This is a genomic window from Caulobacter sp. GW821-FHT10E02 (genome assembly GCF_059415225.1).
Window position 1 is genome coordinate 478,324 of sequence record NZ_JBWKMV010000002.1, and the last position, 20,766, is coordinate 499,089.

At 69.0% G+C, this 20,766-nt stretch carries 23 protein-coding genes, 1 other RNA gene and 1 pseudogene; 13 read left to right on the top strand and 12 right to left on the bottom strand.

Features of this window, described 5'->3' with window-relative positions; translation table 11 throughout:
* Positions 1 to 25 precede the first annotated feature (25 nt).
* The 6 genes and pseudogenes from lovK to dapD form a co-directional block, all read left to right on the top strand.
* Positions 26 to 667 (top strand): annotated as a pseudogene (gene lovK / locus AC07NI_RS11980) (photosensory histidine protein kinase LovK); the annotation flags it as partial.
* Between the two features lie 16 nt (positions 668 to 683).
* A complete protein-coding gene (locus AC07NI_RS11985; protein WP_494619039.1) occupies positions 684 to 1,151 on the top strand; it encodes a response regulator in 468 nt (155 codons plus the stop codon).
* A complete protein-coding gene (locus AC07NI_RS11990; RefSeq protein ID WP_494619040.1) occupies positions 1,151 to 1,420 on the top strand; it encodes a SemiSWEET family sugar transporter in 270 nt (89 codons plus the stop codon). Before AC07NI_RS11985 ends, AC07NI_RS11990 begins: the two co-directional genes overlap by 1 nt.
* Before the next feature lie 75 nt (positions 1,421 to 1,495).
* A complete protein-coding gene (gene argB / locus AC07NI_RS11995) occupies positions 1,496 to 2,410 on the top strand; it encodes an acetylglutamate kinase (protein ID WP_494619045.1) in 915 nt (304 codons plus the stop codon).
* Positions 2,407 to 3,072, top strand: a complete 666-nt coding sequence (locus tag AC07NI_RS12000; protein WP_494619048.1) for a pyrimidine 5'-nucleotidase — start codon at positions 2,407 to 2,409, stop codon at positions 3,070 to 3,072. The genes argB and AC07NI_RS12000 overlap by 4 nt, the downstream gene beginning before the upstream one ends.
* Positions 3,069 to 3,917: a 2,3,4,5-tetrahydropyridine-2,6-dicarboxylate N-succinyltransferase gene (dapD, locus tag AC07NI_RS12005; protein ID WP_494619051.1), complete on the top strand. Its 849-nt coding sequence runs from the start codon at positions 3,069 to 3,071 to the stop codon at positions 3,915 to 3,917. The genes AC07NI_RS12000 and dapD overlap by 4 nt, the downstream gene beginning before the upstream one ends.
* Before the next feature lie 39 nt (positions 3,918 to 3,956).
* On the opposite strand, the gene AC07NI_RS12010 is transcribed toward dapD, so the two are convergent.
* Positions 3,957 to 4,316: a cell surface protein gene (locus AC07NI_RS12010; protein WP_494619053.1), complete on the bottom strand. Its 360-nt coding sequence runs from the start codon at positions 4,314 to 4,316 to the stop codon at positions 3,957 to 3,959.
* A 97-nt stretch (positions 4,317 to 4,413) separates the two neighbouring features.
* Here AC07NI_RS12010 and fmt point away from each other — a divergent pair, with 97 nt between their 5' ends.
* Both fmt and truA read left to right on the top strand, forming a co-directional pair.
* Positions 4,414 to 5,340, top strand: a complete 927-nt coding sequence (gene fmt, locus AC07NI_RS12015) for a methionyl-tRNA formyltransferase (RefSeq protein ID WP_494619055.1) — start codon at positions 4,414 to 4,416, stop codon at positions 5,338 to 5,340.
* Entirely contained in the window at positions 5,340 to 6,083 is a 744-nt protein-coding gene (gene truA, locus AC07NI_RS12020; protein WP_494619058.1) for a tRNA pseudouridine(38-40) synthase TruA, read from the top strand. The genes fmt and truA overlap by 1 nt, the downstream gene beginning before the upstream one ends.
* Here the strand turns inward: truA and AC07NI_RS12025 are convergent.
* Both AC07NI_RS12025 and dapE read right to left on the bottom strand, forming a co-directional pair.
* Positions 6,080 to 7,000, bottom strand: coding sequence for a glutaminase (locus AC07NI_RS12025; RefSeq protein ID WP_494619061.1), 921 nt, complete (start codon positions 6,998 to 7,000; stop codon positions 6,080 to 6,082). The genes truA and AC07NI_RS12025 overlap by 4 nt on opposite strands.
* A gap of 17 nt (positions 7,001 to 7,017) precedes the next feature.
* A complete protein-coding gene (gene dapE, locus AC07NI_RS12030; protein WP_494619063.1) occupies positions 7,018 to 8,178 on the bottom strand; it encodes a succinyl-diaminopimelate desuccinylase in 1,161 nt (386 codons plus the stop codon).
* A 52-nt stretch (positions 8,179 to 8,230) separates the two neighbouring features.
* Between dapE and AC07NI_RS12035 the strand changes: the two genes are divergently transcribed.
* Both AC07NI_RS12035 and AC07NI_RS12040 read left to right on the top strand, forming a co-directional pair.
* Positions 8,231 to 8,710, top strand: coding sequence for a cupin domain-containing protein (locus AC07NI_RS12035; RefSeq protein ID WP_494619066.1), 480 nt, complete (start codon positions 8,231 to 8,233; stop codon positions 8,708 to 8,710).
* 48 nt (positions 8,711 to 8,758) lie between these two features.
* Positions 8,759 to 9,370 carry a hypothetical protein gene (locus AC07NI_RS12040; protein ID WP_494619068.1) on the top strand — a complete coding sequence of 204 codons (612 nt, stop codon included), beginning with the start codon at positions 8,759 to 8,761 and terminating at the stop codon, positions 9,368 to 9,370.
* On the opposite strand, the gene AC07NI_RS12045 is transcribed toward AC07NI_RS12040, so the two are convergent.
* The 4 genes from AC07NI_RS12045 to AC07NI_RS12060 all read right to left on the bottom strand — a co-directional run bounded on the left by AC07NI_RS12045 (position 9,367) and on the right by AC07NI_RS12060 (position 12,565).
* Positions 9,367 to 10,527, bottom strand: coding sequence for a sialidase family protein (locus AC07NI_RS12045; RefSeq protein WP_494619070.1), 1,161 nt, complete (start codon positions 10,525 to 10,527; stop codon positions 9,367 to 9,369). The two genes, AC07NI_RS12040 and AC07NI_RS12045, sit on opposite strands and share 4 nt — an antisense overlap.
* Entirely contained in the window at positions 10,527 to 11,048 is a 522-nt protein-coding gene (gene def / locus AC07NI_RS12050; RefSeq protein ID WP_494619073.1) for a peptide deformylase, read from the bottom strand. The genes AC07NI_RS12045 and def overlap by 1 nt, the downstream gene beginning before the upstream one ends.
* Positions 11,049 to 11,056: 8 nt before the next feature.
* The gene (locus AC07NI_RS12055; protein ID WP_494619075.1) at positions 11,057 to 12,343 is read right to left on the bottom strand and encodes a DNA recombination protein RmuC; all 1,287 of its coding nucleotides are present in this window, start codon (positions 12,341 to 12,343) and stop codon (positions 11,057 to 11,059) included.
* 69 nt (positions 12,344 to 12,412) lie between these two features.
* On the bottom strand, positions 12,413 to 12,565 hold the full coding sequence (locus tag AC07NI_RS12060) for a hypothetical protein (protein WP_454718194.1): 153 nt from the start codon (positions 12,563 to 12,565) through the stop codon (positions 12,413 to 12,415).
* A gap of 119 nt (positions 12,566 to 12,684) precedes the next feature.
* Here AC07NI_RS12060 and AC07NI_RS12065 point away from each other — a divergent pair, with 119 nt between their 5' ends.
* Entirely contained in the window at positions 12,685 to 13,587 is a 903-nt protein-coding gene (locus AC07NI_RS12065) for a Rossmann-like and DUF2520 domain-containing protein (protein WP_494619078.1), read from the top strand.
* Here AC07NI_RS12065 and recR read toward each other — a convergent pair.
* From recR to ffs, 4 genes are all read right to left on the bottom strand, one after another.
* Positions 13,564 to 14,166, bottom strand: a complete 603-nt coding sequence (gene recR, locus AC07NI_RS12070; protein WP_494619080.1) for a recombination mediator RecR — start codon at positions 14,164 to 14,166, stop codon at positions 13,564 to 13,566. The genes AC07NI_RS12065 and recR overlap by 24 nt on opposite strands.
* A 4-nt stretch (positions 14,167 to 14,170) precedes the next feature.
* A complete protein-coding gene (locus tag AC07NI_RS12075) occupies positions 14,171 to 14,500 on the bottom strand; it encodes a YbaB/EbfC family nucleoid-associated protein (protein WP_494619084.1) in 330 nt (109 codons plus the stop codon).
* Between the two features lie 30 nt (positions 14,501 to 14,530).
* Positions 14,531 to 16,369 (bottom strand): DNA polymerase III subunit gamma/tau, encoded by a 1,839-nt coding sequence (locus tag AC07NI_RS12080; protein ID WP_494619086.1) that lies wholly within the window; start codon positions 16,367 to 16,369, stop codon positions 14,531 to 14,533.
* A gap of 88 nt (positions 16,370 to 16,457) precedes the next feature.
* Positions 16,458 to 16,555, bottom strand: an RNA gene (gene ffs / locus AC07NI_RS12085) — signal recognition particle sRNA small type.
* A gap of 94 nt (positions 16,556 to 16,649) precedes the next feature.
* Between ffs and nudC the strand changes: the two genes are divergently transcribed.
* Together nudC and AC07NI_RS12095 are read left to right on the top strand one after the other, a co-directional pair.
* Complete coding sequence (nudC, locus tag AC07NI_RS12090; protein ID WP_494619088.1) at positions 16,650 to 17,591, top strand: NAD(+) diphosphatase; 942 nt, start codon at positions 16,650 to 16,652, stop codon at positions 17,589 to 17,591.
* A 65-nt stretch (positions 17,592 to 17,656) separates the two neighbouring features.
* Complete coding sequence (locus tag AC07NI_RS12095) at positions 17,657 to 18,895, top strand: acetyl-CoA C-acetyltransferase (protein ID WP_494619091.1); 1,239 nt, start codon at positions 17,657 to 17,659, stop codon at positions 18,893 to 18,895.
* 136 nt (positions 18,896 to 19,031) lie between these two features.
* Here the strand turns inward: AC07NI_RS12095 and AC07NI_RS12100 are convergent, their stop codons facing one another.
* A complete protein-coding gene (locus AC07NI_RS12100) occupies positions 19,032 to 20,486 on the bottom strand; it encodes an AMP nucleosidase (RefSeq protein WP_494619094.1) in 1,455 nt (484 codons plus the stop codon).
* Positions 20,487 to 20,766: the final 280 nt, after the last annotated feature.

Genomic DNA, 20,766 nt, shown 5'->3' on the forward strand with positions numbered 1-20,766 from the left:
CCGTAGCCCCGAGGACCTCGAGGCGATCATCGAGGAACGCACCCGCGCCCTGACCGAGGCCCTGGAGCAGAAGACCGCCCTGCTCCACGAGGTGGATCACCGGGTCAAGAACAACCTCCAGCTCATCTCCAGCCTGCTGCTGCTGCAGAACCGCCGGGTCACCGATCCGGCGCTGAAGGCCTCGCTGCGCGGCATGCTGGGCCGGGTCAACGCCATCGCCACCGTCCACCGCCGCCTGTTCCAGAGCGAGGATGTCGAGCGCTTCGATGTCTCGGCCTTCATCCGCGACATGGTCGCCGACCTGATGGGCTCGGCCCAGCGCGACGACGTCCGCATCGAGCTGGACCTGGAGCGGGTCGAGATCCCCGCCGCCAAGGCCGCGCCGTTCGCCCTGGTGGTCAACGAGCTGCTGACCAACGCCCTACGGCACGGCTTCCCGGAAGGTCGCGGCGGGCGGATCTTCGTCGGCGTTCGTCGCCAGGAAGGCGAATTCCGGATCGAAATCGCCGACGACGGCGTTGGACTCGACAAGGACGCCAGGCCATCCGGCTTCGGCCTCACCATTGTTCAGCTGCTTTGTCAGCAGCTTAAGGCCAAGAGTGAGACCACCGACGCGGAACCTGGCACGCGAATAGTCGTTCTGCTGCCCGTGAACGGGGCGCACTAAAAGGACAGGTTTCAGTATGACCGGGCGTGCGCTCGACGTGTTGATCGTGGAGGACGAGATGCTCCTCGCGATCGAACTCGAACATCTTGTCGAGGAGGTGGGTTGCCACTCGCTCGGCTGCGCCATGAGTTCGGGTGAAGCCGTCGACCTGGCCGAGAAGCTGCATCCGGACCTGGCCCTGGTGGACGTCCACCTCAGCGACGGCCCGACCGGGGTCGAGGTGGCCCGCAAGATTTCCAGCGACTGCGGCGGCGTGGCCCTGTTCATGACCGCCAACGTCAAGCGCCTGCCCGACGACTATGCCGGGGCCTGCGGCGTGATCGGCAAGCCCTATTCCGAGCACGGCGTCCGCACGGCCCTGTCGTACCTGGCCTACTGCCTGACCGAGGGCCACGTGCCCGGTCCCGTGCCGGTGGGCCTGACCCTGGCGCCGGCCTATGCCGAGCTCTGGGGTCTGATCGACGTCATGCCGAAGATCGCCTAGTGGCGAGCCCGGCCGTCGCCGTGGTCGGCACGGTCGCCGCCCTGCTGTCGATCACCAGCTTCGCCCCGCAGATCCTCAAGATCTGGAAGGAGAAGGACGCCTCGTCCGTCTCGCTGCGCACCTACATCGTCACGGTGACGGGCTTTGCGTGCTGGATCGGCTACGGGTTCCTGATCAAGGCTTGGCCGGTCATCGCCTCCAACACCGCCTGCCTGCTGATGTCGGGGGCGGTGCTGGCGATGAAATGGCGCTTCGACAAAGCGGCCTAGGGTCCCTTTCGGATGACAGGGGGGACGGGGTCCGCTATCGAGGCGCCGTTATTCTCCCCCTTCGAGGACTTCGCCTTGAACGACGCCGCCGAGGAAGCCGGCTGGGCCACCGCCAAGACCCTGGCCGAGGCCCTGCCCTACATCCAGATCTACGACCGCGAAACGGTCGTGATCAAATACGGCGGCCACGCCATGGGCCAGGAAGACGTGGCCAAGGTCTTCGCCGCCGACGCGGTGCTGCTGAAGCTCCTGGGCGTCCATCCGGTGGTGGTGCACGGCGGCGGTCCGCAGATCAGCCGCATGCTGGACAAGGCCGGCGTCAAGTCGACCTTCGTGGACGGCCTGCGCGTCACGGATGAGGCGACCATGGAAGTCGCCGAGATGGTCCTGTCGGGCGCGATCAACAAGGAAATCGCCAACTGGATCACCCTGGCCGGCGCCGAGGCCGACGTGCGCGGCGTGGGCCTGTCGGGCAAGGACGCCCGGATGATCACCGCCGAGAAGGTGACCCGCACCCGCAAGGATCCGGACAGCAATATCGAACAGGTCGTCGACCTGGGCTTCGTGGGCGAGCCGACCAAGGTCGATCCGCACATCATCCAGACGCTGCTGGCGTCGGAAACCGACTACATCCCGGTGATCGCGCCGATCGGCGTCTCGGCCGGCGGCGAGACCTTCAACATCAACGCCGACACCGTGGCCGGCGCGCTCGCGGGCGCCCTGAAGGCCAAGCGGATGCTAATGCTGACCGACATCAAGGGCGTGCTGGACGGCAACGGCGAACTGATCCGCCAGATGACCATCGAAGACGCGCGCGGCCTGATCGAGAGCGGCGTGGCCAACGGCGGCATGATCCCCAAGCTGGAAAACGCCATCCACGCCATCGAGTCCGGCGTCGAAGCCGTGGTCATCCTGGACGGTCGCCGTCCCCACGCCATGCTGGTCGAGCTGTTCAGCGAACACGGCGCGGGCACGCTCATCTCGCGATGAGCGCTGACCTCACCCACGTCGACACCTGGCTGTTCGACCTCGACAACACCCTGTACCCGCTGGAAAGCGAGTTCATGGGGCTGATCGAGGTCAAGATGACCGACTTCGTCGAGCGCATGACCGGCCTCCCGCGCGAGGAAGCCAAGGCGTTGCAGAAGAAGTACTTCACCGAGCACGGCACCACGCTGTCGGGGCTGATGCAGCACCACGGCATGGAGCCGAAAGCGTTCCTGGACGAGGTGCACGACGTCTCGATGGACAAGCTGATCCCCAGCCCTGAGCTGCGGGCGGCCATCGCCCGCCTGCCCGGCCGGCGGATCATCTTCACCAACGGCTCGGTCGGCCACGCCGAGCGGGTGCTGGCTCACCTGAACCTGCGCGACCTGTTCTCCGAGGTCTTCGCCATCGAGACGGCGGACTACATCCCCAAGCCCTCGCTGAGCACCTTCGACAAGATCAGCAAGCTGCACGCCATCGATCCGCCGATGACCGCCTTCTTCGAGGACAGCGAAAAGAACCTGGTCCCGGCCGCCCGCATGGGCATGACCACCATCCTGGTCGGGGCCCACGCCAAGGACTCGACCTCCGAACACGTCCATTTCCGCACTAACGACCTGCCTGAGTTCCTGAACTCGGCCCGCCTGCAAGGAAGCCCGCAATGACCGCCTCCGTGAGCCTCGCCGATCTGCAAACCGAGATCGAAGCCGCCTGGGAAGCCCGCGCCGACGTCTCGGCCGCCACCACCGGCCCCGTCCGCACCGCCGTCGACGAAGCCCTGCTGCTGCTCGACAGCGGCAAGGCCCGCGTCTCGGAGAAGGTCGACGGCGAGTGGATCACCCACCAGTGGCTGAAGAAGGCCGTGCTGCTGTCGTTCCGCCTGAACCCCAACACCGTCATGCGCGCCGGCACGCTGGGCGGCGGCGTCGGTCCGTGGTGGGACAAGGTGGCCAACAAGTTCGACGGCTGGGACGCCCCGCAGTTCGAGGCCGGCGGCTTCCGCGCGGTCCCGGGCGCGATCGTCCGTCGCGGCGCCCACATCGGCAAGAACGTCATCCTGATGCCGTCGTTCGTGAACATCGGCGGCTATGTCGACGAAGGCGCCATGGTCGACACCTGGGTGACCGTCGGCTCGTGCGCCCAGATCGGCAAGAACGTCCACCTGTCGGGCGGCGTCGGCATCGGCGGCGTGCTGGAGCCCCTGCAGGCCAACCCGACCATCATCGAGGACAACTGCTTCATCGGCGCCCGCTCGGAAGTCGTCGAGGGCGTGGTCGTGGGTGAAGGCAGCGTGCTCTCGATGGGCGTGTTCATCAGCGCCTCGACCCAGATCATCGACCGCGCGACCGGCCAAGTCCACATCGGCAAGGTTCCGCCCTACAGCGTCGTGGTCCCGGGTAACCGCCCCGACCCGAAGAGCGGCTTGGGCCTCTACTGCGCCGTGATCGTCAAGACGGTCGACGCGCAGACGCGGTCGAAGACCAGCATCAACGACCTGCTGCGGGACTAGAATTCAAAAGGCCTCCCCTTTGGGGAGGCCTTTTCCGTTCTACTTCGTCGCTTCGTGGACCTGGCGCTTGCTGTCCGCCGCGCCTTCCTTGACGTCCTGCTTCAGGTCGCTGCCCGCTTCCTTGGCCTTGTCGCCGGCCTTTTCGCCCAGCGCTTGCGCCTTGTCGGTGGCCTCGCCGGCGGCTTCCTTGAGGTCGGCGGCGGTTTCCTTGGTGCTTTCCTTGATCGCCGTGCCGGCTTCCTTGACGTCCGGGTCGTTGGCGATGTTGTGGGCGGCGTCCTTGATGTCGGAGGCGGCGGCTTTCGCGCCCTCCTTCACCTCGGTGGCGTGTTCCTGCGAGCAGGCGGCAAGGGTCAGGGCCGCGCCGGCGGCGGCGATCAGCATCAGCTTGGAACGCATGGTTTGGCTCCTCTTGAGTCGGCTGGATAACGGAGGGCCACGGCCTAGGTTCCGACTCCTCTTTGCGTCCGAGCGCCGGGCCGTCTAAACCCCCGCCATGCGCATCGCCTTCCTCGGCACTCCGGACTTCGCCGTGACCTGCCTCGCCGAACTCGTCGCCTCGGGCCACGAGATCGTCGCCGTCTATTCCCAGCCGCCGGCCCCGCGCGGGCGCGGCCAGGAACTGAAGCCCTCGCCGGTCCACGCCTTCGCCGAGGGCCTGGGCCTGCCGGTCCGCACGCCGGTCTCGATGAAGACCGCCGAGGAGATCGAGGCCTTCCAGGCGCTGGAACTGGACGCCGCCGTCGTGGTCGCGTTCGGCCAGATCCTGGTCCAGGCCGTGCTCGACGCCCCCGTTCACGGCTGCTTCAACCTGCACGCCAGCTTGCTGCCCCGCTGGCGCGGCGCGGCTCCGATCCAGCGGGCGATCATGGCCGGCGACCCGGTCACCGGCGTCCAGGTCATGCGGATGAGCGAGGGTCTGGACGAGGGCCCGATCCTGATGTCCGAGCAAGTTGTCATCGCCGCCGACGACACCGTCGCCACCCTGCACGACAAGCTGGCCGAGGTCGGCGCGCGCCTGCTGCCCGTCGCCCTGGCCGCCATCGAGCGCGGCGGGGCCCGCGAGACGCCGCAGTCCGAAGAGGGCGTCACCTACGCCAAGAAGATCAAGTCGGCCGAGGCCCGCATCGACTGGACCCGCCCGGCCGCCGAAGTCGACGCCCACATCCGCGGCCTCTCGCCCTTCCCCGGCGCGTGGTTCGAGGCGCCGTCCGAGAAGGGCCCCGTCCGCGTGAAGGCCCTGCTGTCGCGCGTCGAGACCGCCTCGGGCGCTGCCGGCGCGGCGCTGGATGACAGCCTGCTCATCGCCTGCGGCGAAGGCTCCGTCCGCCTGCTCAAGGCCCAGCGCGAAGGCAAGGGCGTCCAGGACGCCGAGACCTTCACGCGCGGCTTCCCAGTCGCGGCCGGGACCATCCTGGCCTGATGCCCCGCTACCGCCTCCTCGTCGAGTATGACGGCCGGCCCTATTCGGGCTTCCAGGCCCAGGCCGTGCTGCCGTCGGTGCAGGGCGCGATCGAGACGGCGGTGACGGCCTTCAGCGGCGAGACCGTGCGCATCGCCGCCGCCGGCCGCACCGACACCGGCGTCCACGCCACCGGCCAGGTCGTGCATGTCGATCTCGAGAAGGACTGGCCCGCCCAGACCGTGCTCAACGCCCTCAACGCCCACCTGATGCGCGAGGCGGTGTCGATCCTCTCGGCCGAAGTCGCCGAGGGCGACTGGCACGCGCGGTTCTCGGCCAATGAGCGCCGCTACCTCTACCGCATCCTCAACCGCCGCGCCCCGCCGGCCCTGGACAAGGGCAAGGTCTGGCACGTGAAGAAGGAGCTGGACGCCGAGGCCATGCACGCGGCCGCGCAGCATCTGATCGGCCTGCACGACTTCACGACCTTCCGGGACATGCACTGCCAGGCCAAGAGCCCGTTGAAGACCCTGGACGTCGCCCGCGTGCGTCGGGTCGGCGAGGAAATCCACCTCGACTTCGAGGCGCGGTCCTTCCTGCACCGCCAAGTCCGCTCGATGACCGGCACCCTGGCCGAGGTCGGCGCCGGCCGCTGGACGCCGGACGACGTCAAGGCGGCGCTGGAGGCCAAGGATCGGCGCGAGTGCGGGCCCGTGGCCCCGGCGGATGGCCTGTATCTGGTCGGCGTGGGCTACGGCGCCTAGAGCACCGAGCAGTTGGTGATCTGGCTGAACGCCTCCAGCGCCGCCGTGCCGACCACGCTGGTGCCGAAGCGGTCCAGTTCCGGCGACCAGACCGCGATCGTCGCCTTGCCGGGGATCACCGAGACGATGCCGCCGCCGACGCCACTCTTGCTGGGCAAGCCCACGCGGTAGGCGAAGTTGCCGACGCTGTCATAGATGCCGCAGGTCAGCAGCAGGGCATTCAGTCGCCGGGTCAGGCGCTCGGGGAACACCGTCTCCTGCGCCACCGGCGAGAAACCGCCCGCCGCCAGGGGCAGGAAGGCCCGCGCCAGCTGGCGGCAGCTCATGGTCAGGGCGCATTGGCGGCAATAGGCGGCCACCACGCTCTCGGGGTCGTGGGTCAGGGTGCCCTTGCCGCGCATCAGGCTGGCGATGGCGCGGTTCTGCCAGGCGTTGGCCAACTCGGACGCCGCCACCGTCGGATCGATCTCCAGCCGCTCATCGCAGAGGAAGCCGGCGAAGTCGCGGACCAGGGCGGCCGGGTCCTTGGTGACGTCCATCAGGATGTCGGTGACGGCCAGCGCGCCGGCGTTGATGAACGGATTGCGCGGCACGCCCTGCTCGGCTTCCAGCAGCGACAGATGGTTGAACGGCGTACCCGACGGCTCCTTGCCGACCCGCGTCCAGGTCTCGTCGCCCAGGCGGTTCAACGCCAGCCCCAGGGCGAAGACCTTGGTGATGCTCTGGACCGAGAAACCCTCGTCGGCGTCGCCGATCACGTGCTCGTCGCCGGCGACGGTGCGCACGGCCATGCCGAACTTGCCGCCCGGCACGCCCGCCAGCTGCGGGATGTAGTCGGCGGTGCGGCCCTTGCCGAAGTGCGGCTTCACCAGCACCGCCACCTCGGCCAGCACGTCGGGGATCGAGAGCGCCTTCATGCCCGACGCTCCGGCCGCTAAGCGAACGCCGCGAAGTAGCGGTTGATCAGCGCCTCATAGGCGTCGGCGAGATAGCGGATCTCCTCGACCGGCACGCGCTCGTCGACCTGATGCATGGTCGAGCCGACCAGGCCGAACTCGACCACCGGGCACAGGGCGCGGATGAAGCGGGCGTCGCTGGTGCCGCCTGTCGTGGAGAGCTCCGGTACGCGGCCGGTGGCGTCGCCGACGGCGGCCACGATCACGTCGGTGAAGGCCCCCGGCTCGGTCAGGAAGGCCTCGCCGCTGATCTTGCACAGCACCTCGACGCGGCCCGAGAAGCCCTCGGCGGCGTCGCGGCACTCGCTCTCGATCCAGCTCGCCAGCTCCTGGCCCTTGTGAGCCGGGTTGAAGCGGATGTTCACCCGCGCCTTGGCGCTGGCCGGGATAACGTTGGTGGCGGGGTTGCCGACATCGACCGTGGTCACCTCCAGGTTCGACGGCTGGAAGCCGGTATAGCCGTCGTCCAGCACCCGGCTCTGCAGGCGCGAGAGGATGTCGACCATCACCGGGATCGGGTTGGCGGCCCGGTGCGGATAGGCCACGTGGCCCTGCTTGCCGTCGACCGCGATCCAGGCGTTGATGCTGCCGCGCCGGCCGATCTTGACCATGTCGCCCAGCAGGTTGGCCGAGGTCGGCTCGCCGACGATGCAGTGGTCGATGATCTCGCCCTCGGCGGCCAGGGCCTCGACGACCTTGACGGTGCCGTCCTCGGCCACGCCCTCCTCGTCGCCGGTGATCAGGAAGCTGATCGAGCCGGCATGCTCGGGAACCTTGCCGACAGCGGCGACGAAGGCGGCGATGGCCGACTTCATGTCGACCGCGCCGCGGCCGTACAGGACCCCGTCCTTGATCTCGGCCTCGAACGGCCCGGCGGTCCAGGCCGCGTCGTCGCCGACCGGCACCACGTCGGTGTGACCCGCGAAGCAGAGGTTCGGCCGCGCCGTCCCGCGCCGGGCGTAGAGGTTCTCGATCTCGCCGAACTTCATGCGACGGCAGTTGAAGCCCAGGGCCTCCAGCTGCCGTTGCAGCGTGTCCATCGCGCCGGCATCGGCCGGGGTCACCGAGGGACGCCGGATCAGGGCCTGGGCGAGTTCGACGGGGTCGATGCTGACGGAAGCGGGCGCGGGGCTGGTCATGATCCTGGCTTTAGGCTTCCCTCCCGCGAGACGCAAATCCAGTCAGGCCGACATGCCCAAGATCGATATATCCACTGCCCCGACCCGCGTCGGCACGGCCTATCCCGCGCCGTTCAACGAACCCTGCCTGCGCCGCCACCGCACCAAGCTGGGCGACGCCGTCGGGCTCGACCAGTTCGGCGTCAACCTGCTGCGCCTAGAGCCCGGCGTCTGGTCCAGCCAGCGCCACTGGCACACGGCCGAGGACGAGTTCACCTGGGTGGTCGAGGGCGAGGTCGTCCTCGTGGAGAACGACGGCGAGACGGTGCTGCGCGCCGGCGACTGCGCGGGCTTCAAGGCCGGTGTCGAGAACGGCCACCACTTCCAGAACCGCTCGGACAAGGACGTCCTGCTGCTGGAGATCGGCTCGCGCCGGCCGGACCAGGACGGTTGCGACTATCCGGACATCGACCTGGTGCTCCGCGACGGCGAAGGCGTCTATCGCCACCGCGACGGGACGCCGTACGACACCGATCAAGGCCGCAAGCGATAGGCGCCAAACCGGTTTGGTTTCGGCGCGCCGACCGCCTAGGTTGACGCCATGCGCTTCCTCGCCCTCGTCATCCTCCTGGCCGTCTCGGCCTGCTCGGCCCCGCCGGAGCCGGCGAAAGCCGCGCCGCCGCAGGTCGACGTCCCGAACGCGCCGTCCGTTCCGGTGCGGACCTCCTACCGGGTCAAGCAGGCGGGCGGGGGACTGGGAATCTTCGTCGACGAGGCGGCGGTGTTCTACGAGGTGGGCGACCCACCGAGCCGCATCTGGGTGCTGGAGCGTCGGCGGCGCGACCAGAAGATGGGCGTGGTCACCACACGCGCGGACTGGATCGACGGACGCACGTGCCCGGCGCTGGAAGAGACGATCGCCAAGATCGGCCGGCTGCCGCCGATCGCCATGGCCGGCCTCGACACCCGCTCTAGCGTCGTGGTCAGCGATGCTTCCGAGGTGACCCTGATGGGCCCGGCGGCGCGTGACGACGGCGACTTTGTGCTGCGACGCGACACCCTGGGCCCCGTCTCAGGCTGGTGGCGGGAGGCGTCGAAGGCCCTCGAAAGCTGCTGGCGACCGACCATGCCCCACATACCCGGCGCCTACGACCTGCGGTCCAGGCTGAGCTCGGCCCAGGACGAGGTCGAGGTGACGGGTCCCGGCCGCTAGCGCCGCTCCAGCGCCTTCAGCGGGACGCGGGTGACCTGGACGTCCTCCTTGTTGGCCGCGTAGCCGACATAGAGGTAGCCGTTCCAGACGACGCTCTTGGGATAGTGGTAGCCGGGGCGCTTGTACTGGCCCTCGAAGCGCAGGGGCTGCAGGTCGGCCTGACCGCGCAGGCGCCAGCTGCGGTCGAAGACGCGGCCGTCGCGGCTGACCGTCACCGCCAGCGGGATGCGCGGCTTGTCGCTGTTGGGCGCGTTGACCAGGTAGGCCGAGCCGCCCGGCAGGTTGCCGGCGCTCTGCTTGGCGCGGGCGTCGGGCATGTCGGTCAGGGCCGGGGTCGTCCAGGTGACGCCGCGATCGCAGCTTTCGGACGCCAGCTGGCGGAAGCTCAGCTCCTCGTCGCGGAACACCATGACCACGCAACCGTCGGCGCGGCGGAACAGGCTGGGCTCGATCTCGCGGCTGAGTTTCTTCTCGTGGGCGGCCGTGGCGGCCGAAGCGTCGCGCGGCAGGTTCTCCATCCTGCCTTGGGTCCAGCCGGTCAGGCCCAGAGGGTCGTCGGTGAAGAACGGCTTGGCGATCATGCCGGGGCGCAGGTGGAAGGCCCCGATGACCCGGCCGTCGATGCGGTGCGGGTCCTGCTCGATCACGCCCTCGACCGGCCGGCCGTCCTTGCCCATCACCCGGCGCGGTTCGCTCCAGGTCATGCCGTCGGTGCTGGTGCGATATTCGGCATAGCCGCCGGCCCCGGACTGGAAGCCCTCGGGCCAGACATTGGCATAGGCGACCAGGGTCTTGCCGTCGGTGATCCAGCCGCCGCTGGAGCGCATCAGGCCGTTGTCGCCGGCGCGGGCCAGGGCCTTGGGCGGGCTCCAGGTCTTGCCGTCGGCGCTGACGCTCCAGGCGACCCAGGTGTCGGCGGCGTCCTCGTCGCGGGCCGAGCTCTGCCACTGGGCGTAGAGGCGCCCCTTGAACGGGATCAGCACCACGCCGTTGCTGAAGCGGTCGGTCCGCTCGGTCGGCGCGAAGACGGTGAAGGTTTCCGTACCCGACGCGGCGCGCAGGCCGAGATCAGGCTGTCCCGGCTGGAACAAGCCCGGCGCAACGGCATAGAGAGCGGACGTCAGGAGCGCCAGACTGGCCAGCGCGACCTTGATCATCAGGCCGCGCGGCGGGCCTTCTTGACCTTGGTGATGGCGCGGTCGCGGCGCAGACGCGACAGGTGGTCGATGAAGAGCACGCCTTCCAGGTGGTCCATCTCGTGCTGGATGCAGACGGCGAACAGGCCTTCAGCCTCCTCGACGACCGTCTCGCCCTGGTAGTTCATGTAGCGGATGGTGACCTTGGCCGGGCGCTCGACCTCGTCGAAATATTCCGGCACCGACAGGCAGCCTTCCTCGTAGCCGAGGACGTCTTCCGAGCTCGACAGGATCTCGGGATTGACGAAGTAGCGCGGGGCCGGCTCCTCGCCCTCGCGGGCCAGGTCCATGGTGATCACCCGGATCGGCTCGCCGATCTGCACGGCGGCCAGGCCGATGCCCGGGGCGTCGTACATGGTCTCCAGCATGTCATCCATCAGCGCGCGCAGCTCGTCGGTGACGGTCTCCACCGGGGTGGAGATCTTCTTAAGCGTCGCCAGATCGGCGGCGTTATCGACGGTGAGGATGCGACGGATAGCCATGATCTCACTCAGGTAGTGGGGTCATTTCCGAGCGTCAAGGTGGGAGATTGCCCCACCGCGAGCTTGGTGAGGGGGCGAACACCCTGCTCCACCAGCGCCGGTTCGGCGATTTCCTTGCCCTCGTGGTCGACCGACAGCTCCTCGAAGCGGCGGGCCTGGGTCAGGACCTGGCTCTCCAGCGAGCCGACGAACTGGTTGTACTTGCCCACCGCGCTCTCCAGCGCCTTGCCCATGGCCCCGGCGTGGGCGCCCATGACCGAGACGCGCTTGTAGAGCTCGCGGCCGACCTCGACGATACGAGCGGCGTTCTTGGCCTGGTCCTCGGCCCGCCAGCCATAGGCGACAGCCTTGCAGAGGGCGAACAGGGTGGTCGGTGTGACCAGCACCACCCGGCGATCCATGGCCTCGGCCATCAGTTCGGGCAGGCGGTCGAGGGCGGCGGCCAGGAAGCCGTCGCCGGGCACGAACATGGCCACGAAGTCGGGCGAGCCCTCACCGGCGAACTGATCCCAATAGGTCTTGGACGACAGGCTCTGCATATGGCTGCGGACGCTGGCGGCGTGGCGGACCATGGCGGCCTCGCGCAGGGTCTCGTCGGTGGCCTCCTGCGATTCCAGGAAGGCGTTCAGCGAGCACTTGGCGTCGATCACGAACACCCCGCCGCCCGGCAGGGTGACCTTGACGTCGGGTCGGCGGCGGCCTTCCTCGGTGTCGACGCTGAACTGCTCCTGGAAATCGAAGCGGCTGTTGAGGCCAGCGGCCTCAAGGACGTTTCTTAGAGTCTGTTCGCCCCAGCGGCCCTGGACGCCGGCCCCGCGGCGCAGGGCGGCCGACAGCTTGCGGGCTTCGGTCTGGGTGGCGGTCGAGGCCTCCAGCAGGGCGGCGATCTGGGCTTTCAGGCCGCCGGTCTCCTCGGCGCGGGTCTTCTCGACGGCGGTGACCTGGGCCTCGAACTTGGCCAGGGTCTCGGCGACCGGCTTCAGCTGGGCCTCCAGGCGGGCTTCGGCCAGGCGTTCGCGACTCTTGGCGTTCTCGTCGGCGCGCTTGATCAGCTGCTCGGCGATGGCGTTGGCGCTCTGAGCGGCCTGGGCGCGGATCAGCTCGATCTGGGTGGCGTTCTGGTCTTCGAGGAGGCGGTGGCGCTCGTCGGCCTGGGCGACCTTCTCGTTCAGCATCCAGGCCTGGGCCTCGGCCTTGGCGGCCCGGCGCTGGGCGGCGACGGCCCACAGGGCGCAGGCCAGCGCGGCCAGGGCGAAGACGATCGTGAGGATCAGGAACGGATTGGAGAAGTTCATGCTCCGTTCTTAGCCGGAGTCGTACCCGAACGGAAGGCGGCCGAGCCTACCGCCCGGCCGCCGCCTTGATCAGTCGTCGCCGTCGGCGAGGTCGGCGATCATGCCGTTGATCGGCTCACCGGCGAAACCGGTGACGTTGTGGCCTTTGTCGACCACGCCGACCTTGGCCGGGTGCGGAGCTTCGGTTTCGGCTTCCGGAGCCTTGTCTTCGGGCGTGCTCATGTAATCAGTCCCTCCACTGGCGCGTCGGTAATCGGCCGAACGCGACTATGCGGAGCTTGGCACGGCCAAGCGGCGCTGTCAGCGGGGGCGCCCTCGATATCCGGGCGCGGACGGTCTAGATGCTCGACGTCGTCGCAAGGAGCGCCAGCATGGCCCGGCTTTGGATCATCGGACCGGGCGCGGTCGGCAGGACCCTGGGGCGGCTGTTCCACGACCATGGCGCCTATGAGATCGCCGGGATCGTCGGGCGTGACCGCGAGCGCACGGCGGCTGCGCGGGATTTTGTCGGCGCGGGCGACGTCATGAGCTTCGACGACGTGATCCCCGTCCAGCCGGGCGACGTAGTCATGCTCTCCGTCAGCGACGGCGCGCTTGAGGCGGCTGTGGAACGGCTGACGAGCCCGGCCGGGCTGACAGTGTTCCATTGCAGCGGCGCGCGCGACCTGGCGCCGCTGGAGCCCCCGCGCCAAGGCGGCGCGGCCGTGGCGAGCCTGCATCCGGTCAAGGCGTTCGCCGATCCGGCGCGCGAGATCCTGACCTTCGCCTGCGTGGCCTGCACGCTGCAGGGCGACGCGAAGGCCATCGCCAAGCTGGCCCCGGCGGTGACGGCGATCGGCGGCGATCCCGTGATCCTGGCTGAGACCGTCGACCGGCGGCTCTATCATGCAGGGGCGGTGTTCGCGTCGAACTACCTGGCGACCTTGGTGCAGGCGGCGCTGGACAGCCACGCGGCGGCGGGGATCGAGCGGGCCGACAGTCTTCGCATCCTCTCGCCGATCCTTTGGGATGCGCTCGGTGCGATCCTGGAGCGTGGACCGGTCCAGGCCCTGACCGGCCCCATCGCGCGCGGCGACGCCGTGACCGTCGAGGCGCAGGCCGAAGCCATCGCCGCCCACGATCCGGCCTTGGCCGATCTCTATAAGGAATTGGGCCGCCGGACCTTGGACCTGTCGCGGCGCAAGTCGCCCGACCTGGACCTGACGGCCCTCGCCGAACTGCTAGGCCGGACGCCGCGCTCGTAACGCCTGGGCGATGGTGCCGTCGTCCAGCCAGTCGAGGTCGCCGCCGACCGGCACGCCGCGCGCCAGCATGGTCACCGGCACATTGGTGCGGGCCAGGCGGTCGGCGATGTAGTGGGCGGTCGTCTGGCCATCGACCGTGGCCGGCAGGGCCAGGATCACCTCGGCCACCTCGCCGTCGGCCACGCGGGCCGCCAGTTCGCCGATCCGCAGGGCCTCGGGGCCGACGCCGTCCAGCGCCGACAGCAGTCCGCCCAGCACGTGGTAGCGGCCCTTGAACGAGCCGCCGCGCTCCATGGCCCAGACCGAGCCGACCTCCTCGACCACGCACAGCAGGCGCACATCGCGCGTGCGGTCGGCGCAGATCGAGCAGGGATCGGTGACGTCCAGCGAGCCGCAGGTCGAGCAGGTGCGGACCTTGGCTTGGGCTTCCGCCATGGCCAGGGCCAGCGGCGCCAGCAGGGTGTCGCGCTTCTTCAGCAAAGCCAGAGCCGCCCGCCGGCCCGAACGCGGACCCAGGCCCGGCAGCTTGGACAGCAGGGCGATGAGGCGCTCGATCTCGGGTCCGGCGGAGGCTGCCAAGCTTCTAGAACTTCATCCCGGGCATGCCGCCCATCAGGCCCGCCATCGGGCCGGCGGCGTCCTGCATCATCTGGGCCTGCTTGGCGTCCAGCTTCTTCTTGGCGTCGGCGTGGGCGGCGACGATGAGGTCGGCGATGACCTCGCCCTCGCCCGGCTCGATCAGGCTCTCGTCCAGCACCACCTTGGCCAGTTCGCCCGTGCCCTTCAGGGTGACGGTGACCATGCCGCCGCCCGAGGTCCCCTCGACGGTGCTCTCGGCCAGGCGCGCCTGGGCGTCGGCCAGTTTCTGTTGCATGGCCTGGGCCTGCTTCATCAGGCCGCCGAGGTCTTTCATCTCAAATACTCCAGTTCAAACGCGGGCCGCTCAGCCCTCTTCCTCGTCCGGCTCCAGAGGCGGGGCCTCCGGGGTGAGGAGCTTGCGGATCTCGACGATCTCGGCGCCGGGGAAGGCCGACAGCACCGAGGCGACGAAGGGATCCTTCTTGATCTCGGCCAGCGCCTCGCGTTCCTCGCGCTTCTGGCGCTCCATCAGGCTCTCGGCCCCGCCGCCGCCCTCGGCCGCGACCAGCCAGGGCTGGCCGGTATGCTCCTTCAGGAAGCGGACCAGGCGGCCGGCCAGGTTGCCAGGCGCGCCGGGCGCGGCCTCGAAGGTGATGGCCCCGGCCCGGAAATTGATCGGGCGGACATATTGCTCGACGTCCAGCCGCAGGCCGATGTCGCGCTTGGCGGCGATCAGGGCCATGACGTCCTCGAACGAGGCCACGACCGGCATGGCCTGCTGGCCCGGCGCGGCCATGGTCATCGGCGCCTGGGCGGCCGAGGTCGCGCCGCCGGCCGAGCCGCCACCAATGGCGACGCCGCCACCCGGACCACCGCCGCCGATCGGCGTCCCGTCGCGCAGGGCCTTGAGGGCTTCCTCCGGACCGGGCAGGTCGGCCGCGTAGCACAGGCGGATCAAGGCCATCTCGGCCGCGGCCATGGCGTCGGGCGCGCGGCGCACTTCCTCGTGGGCCTTCAGCAGCATCTGCCACAGGCGCGACAGCGTGCCGGCCGAGGTGTGGGCCCCGATGGCGGCCAAGCGCGCGGCCTGTTCCTTGGGCATCGACAGGGCGTCGGGGCCCAGGGCCTTGGACACCGCCGAACCGTGGCAATGGTCCAGCACATCGAGCATCACCACCGCCGGATCGGCCCCGAAGCCCCAGAGGGCGCGGAAGCCCTCCAGCGCGTCCTTGGTCTTGCCGGCCATGACGTTTTCGAACAGGGCGATGGTCTGGCCGCGATCGGCCAGGCCCAGCATGTCGCGCACGACCGTGGCGGTGACCGTGGCCCCGCGATCGGTCTGGACGATGGCCTGGTCCAGCAGCGACAGGCCGTCACGCACCGAGCCTTCCGCCGCGCGGGCGATCAGGGCCAGGGCGTCCATCTCGATCCGCGCGCCTTCCTTGGCCGAGATCTTGTCGAAGTGCTTGACCAGCACGTCCGGCTCGACCCGGCGCAGGTCGAAGCGTTGGGTGCGCGACAGGATCGTCACCGGCACCTTGCGAATCTCGGTGGTGGCGAAGATGAACTTGGCGTGCGGCGGCGGCTCTTCCAGCGTCTTCAGCAGCGCGTTGAACGCCGCCGTCGACAGCATGTGCACTTCGTCGATGATGTAGACCTTGTAGCGCGCCTCGACCGGGGCGTAACGCACCCCGTCCAGCAGCTCGCGCATCTCGTCGACCTTGGTGCGCGAGGCGGCGTCGAGTTCCAGCACGTCCATGTGCCGGCCCTCGATGATCGAGCGGCAGTGATAGCCCTCGACGGTCAGGTCGACGGACGGACCTTTGACGGTGTCGGTCTCGTAGTTCAGGGCGCGGGCCAGCAGGCGCGCGGTCGTGGTCTTGCCGACGCCCCGGACGCCGGTGAGCATGAAGGCGTGGGCGATACGGCCTGTCGAGAAGGCGTTGGCCAGGGTGCGGACCATGGCCTCCTGGCCGATCAGGTCCTCGAAGGTGCGCGGGCGGTATTTCCGCGCCAGCACCGTATAGGCGTCGCCCTTCTCGTTCTCGGGCGGGGATTCGACGACGGGACGCGCTTCCACGACCGGCGCGGGCGCAGGGGCGGGAGCATCGCCGAAGATGTCGGCGGTGTTCTCGTCCCGCTCTGCGGGCGCTTCGTCCCAAGGCGGCGCGGAATCAGGCGAGAGGTCGTCGAGGTCGGCCATGGCGCTGAGTGTAGTGGTGCGAAGGGCGCAGCAAAAGCCTCGCGCTCAACGGCGCGACGATCTGCTGACAGATTTTAGGGGAAGAGGAAGGTGGAGACCGGACAGCGACCCAGAGGTGATCTCGTTGTGGCTGCTGCCTCTCGGCCCTGACCAGGTTGGCGAGGCTTCCGTCCGCGCCGATCTCCAAGGCCTATATCGCGACTCATCGCGACGGATGCAAGCCGCATGACGCATCTGCGACGTCGTGACGAGCGTTCGTACTCGCGCTAGAGGTTCGCACATGCCTCTCTCGATCATCACCAACACCTTCGCCGGCAACCCCCTGAACCGCGACAGCGAGCGCCGGGGGGACGAAGCCTGGCTGGCCGAAAAGCTGGCGGACGCCGAATCCCTGGCCGTGGCGCTGTGGAACGGCAAGCCGCTGGTCGAGGACCTGCTGGACGACGACGGCAAGTCGACGGGCGTCCAGATCGCCTATCTGCGCGCCGACCTGGCCCAGGACCTGGCGGGCGGCAACGAGAAGCTGCTGTATCTGGGCCTGTGGAAGGACATCGCGGTCTTCGCCGTCGATATCGACACCGCCACCGATCCCGCCGAGGGCCCGCTGCAGGGCCTGGGCCGGTTCGAGGAACTGCGCGCCGCCGCCGCGACCCTGCCGCCGGCCGACGCCGGCATCCTGGCCACCGCCAAGTCCATGTTCGAATGGCGCCGCCGCCACCGCTGGTGCAGCGCCTGCGGCCAGCCCTCCAACGTCGCCGACGGCGGCTGGAAGCGCATCTGCCCGTCGTGCGGCACCGAGCACTTCCCGCGCACCGACCCGGTGGCGATCATGCTGGCCGTGCACGACGGCAAGTGCCTGCTGGGCCGCCAGGCCGCCTGGCCGGCCGGCATGTTCTCGGCCCTGGCCGGCTTCCTGGAGCCCGGCGAGACCATCGAGGAGGCCTGCGCCCGCGAGCTGAAGGAAGAGGCCGGCCTGACCGCCACCGCCGTCCGCTACCACTCCAGCCAGCCCTGGCCGTGGCCGGGCTCGCTGATGATGGGCCTGATCGCCGAGGTCGACAGCAGCGACGCCGCCCCCGACCAGACCGAGCTGGAAGAGGTCCGCTGGTTCAGCAAGGAAGAGGCCCACCTGCTGATCAAGGGCGAGATGGAGGGCGCCTTCTGCCCGCCGGCCCTGGCCATCGCCCATCAGCTGATCAAGGCCTGGGCCGAAGAGGCGTAAAAGGCTCTGGACTACCCTAGCGGCGCCTTCGGTTCACTCCTCGCAACAAGAGGAGGAACTGGATCATGGGCGAAGCCTGGATCATCGACGCCTGCCGCACGCCGCGCGGCATCGGCAAGGTCGGCAAGGGCGCCCTTGCCGACTTCCATCCCCAGCACCTGGGCGCCACGGTCCTGAAGGCCCTGGCCGAGCGCAACCAGCTCAACACCGCCGAGGTCGACGACATCATCTGGGGCACCTCCAGCCAGCGCGGGTCGCAAGGCGGGGACCTGGGCCGCATGGCCGCGCTGGACGCCGGCTATGACACCCGGGCGAGTGGTGTGACCCTGGACCGCTTCTGCGGCTCGGGCATCACCACGGTGAACCTGGCGGCGGCCACCATCATGTCCGGCATGGAGGACCTGGTGATCGCCGGCGGCACCGAGATGATGTCCTACACCTCGGCCACGGCCAATCCGACCTCGCCGCCGATGCTGGACAGCGGCAACCTGCGCCTGCGCGCCCGCCATCCGCAGTCGCACCAGGGCGTCTGCGCCGACGCCATCGCCACGCTGGAAGGCATCACCCGGGCCGATGTCGACGCCCTAGCGCTGGAGAGCCAGCGCCGCGCGGATCTGGCCATCAAGGGCGGCCACTTCGATCGCAGCCTGATCCCGGTGCTGCGCGACGACGGCTCGGTGGCGCTGGCGCACGAAGAGTTCCCACGTCCGCAGACCACCGCCGAAGGGCTGGCCGGCCTGAAGGCCTCGTTCGCGGCCCTGGCTGAAATCCCGGTCGATGAGGCTGGCAATACCTATGCGGGGCTGATCCGGCAGGTCTATCCGGACCTGAAGATCGACCACATGCACCACGCCGGCAATTCGTCAGGCGTGGTGGACGGGGCGGCGGCGGTGCTGCTGGCCTCGCCGGACTATGCGCGGAAGAACGGCCTCAAGCCCCGCGCCCGCGTGCTGGCCATGGCCAATGTCGGCGACAGCCCGACCCTGATGCTGAACGCCCCGGTCCCGGCGGCGCGCAAGGCCCTGGCCAAGGCCGGGCTGACGCCGGACGACATCGATCTGTGGGAAATCAACGAGGCCTTCGCCGTCGTGGCCGAGAAGTTCATCCGCGACCTGAAGCTGGACCGCGACAAGGTCAATGTGAACGGCGGGGCGATGGCGCTGGGCCACCCGATCGGGGCCACGGGCTCGATCCTGATCGGCACGATCCTGGACGAGCTGGAGCGGCGGGACCTGAAGCGCGGCCTGGTGACGATGTGCGCGGCGGGCGGGATGGCGCCGGCGATTATTGTCGAGCGGCTCTGAGAAAATAGATGCTCCCCCGCGATGCGGGGGAGCTGTCACGAAGTGACTGAGGGGGCGGGCTGGGCGAACGCCGCGTTAGCCCCCTCCGGCCCTCCGGGCCACCTCCCCCGCATCGCGGGGGAGGATCTAGTTCAGATCACCGGAACGGCGGTTCGTCGAACGCGCGGAGCTTCCGCGAGTGCAGGTTCGGCCCTTCGGCGTGCAGCAGCTTGCAGGTCAAGATCCCGATCTGCAGGTGCTGGCTGATCGCCCGCTCGTAGAAGGCATTCGCCTGCCCCGGCAGCTTGATCTCGCCGTGCAGCGGCTTGTCCGACACGCACAGCAGCGTCCCGTACGGCACCCGGAAGCGATAGCCCTGGGCCGAGATGGTCGCCGACTCCATGTCGATGGCCACGGCCCGGCTCTGGTTGAAGCGCAGGGCCGAGAGGCTGTGGCGCAGTTCCCAGTTGCGATCGTCGGTGGTGACCACGGTGCCCGTGCGCAGGCGCTTCTTCAACTGGTCGCCGCTGTCGCCGCTGATCGCCTTGGCCGCGTCGTAGAGGGCGCGCTGCACCTCGGCGATCGAGGGCACCGGGATTTCCGGCGGCAGCACGTCGTCCAGCACGTGGTCGTCGCGCAGATAGGCGTGGGCCAGGACGTAGTCGCCGATGGTCTGGGTGTCGCGCAGGCCGCCGCAGTGGCCGATCATCAGCCAGGCTTGCGGACGCAGCACCGCCAGGTGATCGCAGATCGTCTTGGCGTTGGACGGGCCGACGCCGATGTTCAGCAGGGTCACACCAGCGCCGCCCGGAGCCATCAGGTGGTAGGCCGGCATCTGGTGCTTGCGCCAGGTCGACTCCGCCACCGCCAGCTCAGGATTGGCCGTGTTGGCGGTGATGGTCAGGCCGCCCGCGCACGACAGGGCCGTATAGGGGCTGTCGGGCTGCTGCAGCTGCTCGATGCTCCAGCGCACGAACTCGTCGACATAGCGGTTGTAGTTCGTGAACAGGATGAACTGCTGCACGTCCTCGGCCGGCGTGCCGGTGTAGTGCTTGAGGCGCGCCAGCGAGAAGTCGGTGCGCAGGCCGTCGAACAGCGACAGCGGACGCGTCTCCTCCAGCGCCGGGTTCCAGACCCCGTCAGCGATCTCGTCGCCGATGAAGGCCAGGTCCGTGGTCGGGAAGAAGCGGGCGATGTCCTCTGAGCGGACATCGGCCTGGTTCAGGTCGATGGTGGCGTCCAGCACGTAGGGATAGGGGATCTCCTGGCGGGAGCGGTCGACCTCGATATCGACGTCGAAGTCGTCCATCAGCAGGCTCAGCTGCTCGACCAGATAATCCTTGAACTGGGCCGGCTTGGTCACGGTCGTCGAATAGACGCCGGGGCGGCTGACGCGAGCGTACGAACGGGCCAGCTTGGGCGGCAGGGCCTCCGGATCGTAGGTCAGGCGCAGCTCGGGATAGGCGAACGAGCCGTCGAACCGCGTCTGCGGGTCCGGGCGGGTTCCATTTTCGAGATAGGCGCGCAGGGCGGTCCGGAGAGCGTCGACGGCGCGTTCGTATTCGTCATTGAGCCGTTCGACGACGGCGATTGCTTTTTCTTGGTTTGACATGGCGCCTTATAGCGACGTTTTGCGACGTTGGCGAGACGTCGGGCCGGCCGAATGGGAATGATTTATTACTTAGCAAAGATGAGACCGCAGGTGAGGAAGCCGCGCGGGCGTCCGTCTACAGGATGAGCCCGTATCTTCGGCGTGGCGCGCGGGAAGCCAGGCTGGACCACTTCAAGGGCATGGACGAACTCGCGCAGGTCGGCCACAAGGGCTGAAATGCTCAAGGAAGGAGCGAATGGCGGCGCGGGCGTTCTCGTGCGTCGTTCCTTTCGGAAACCAG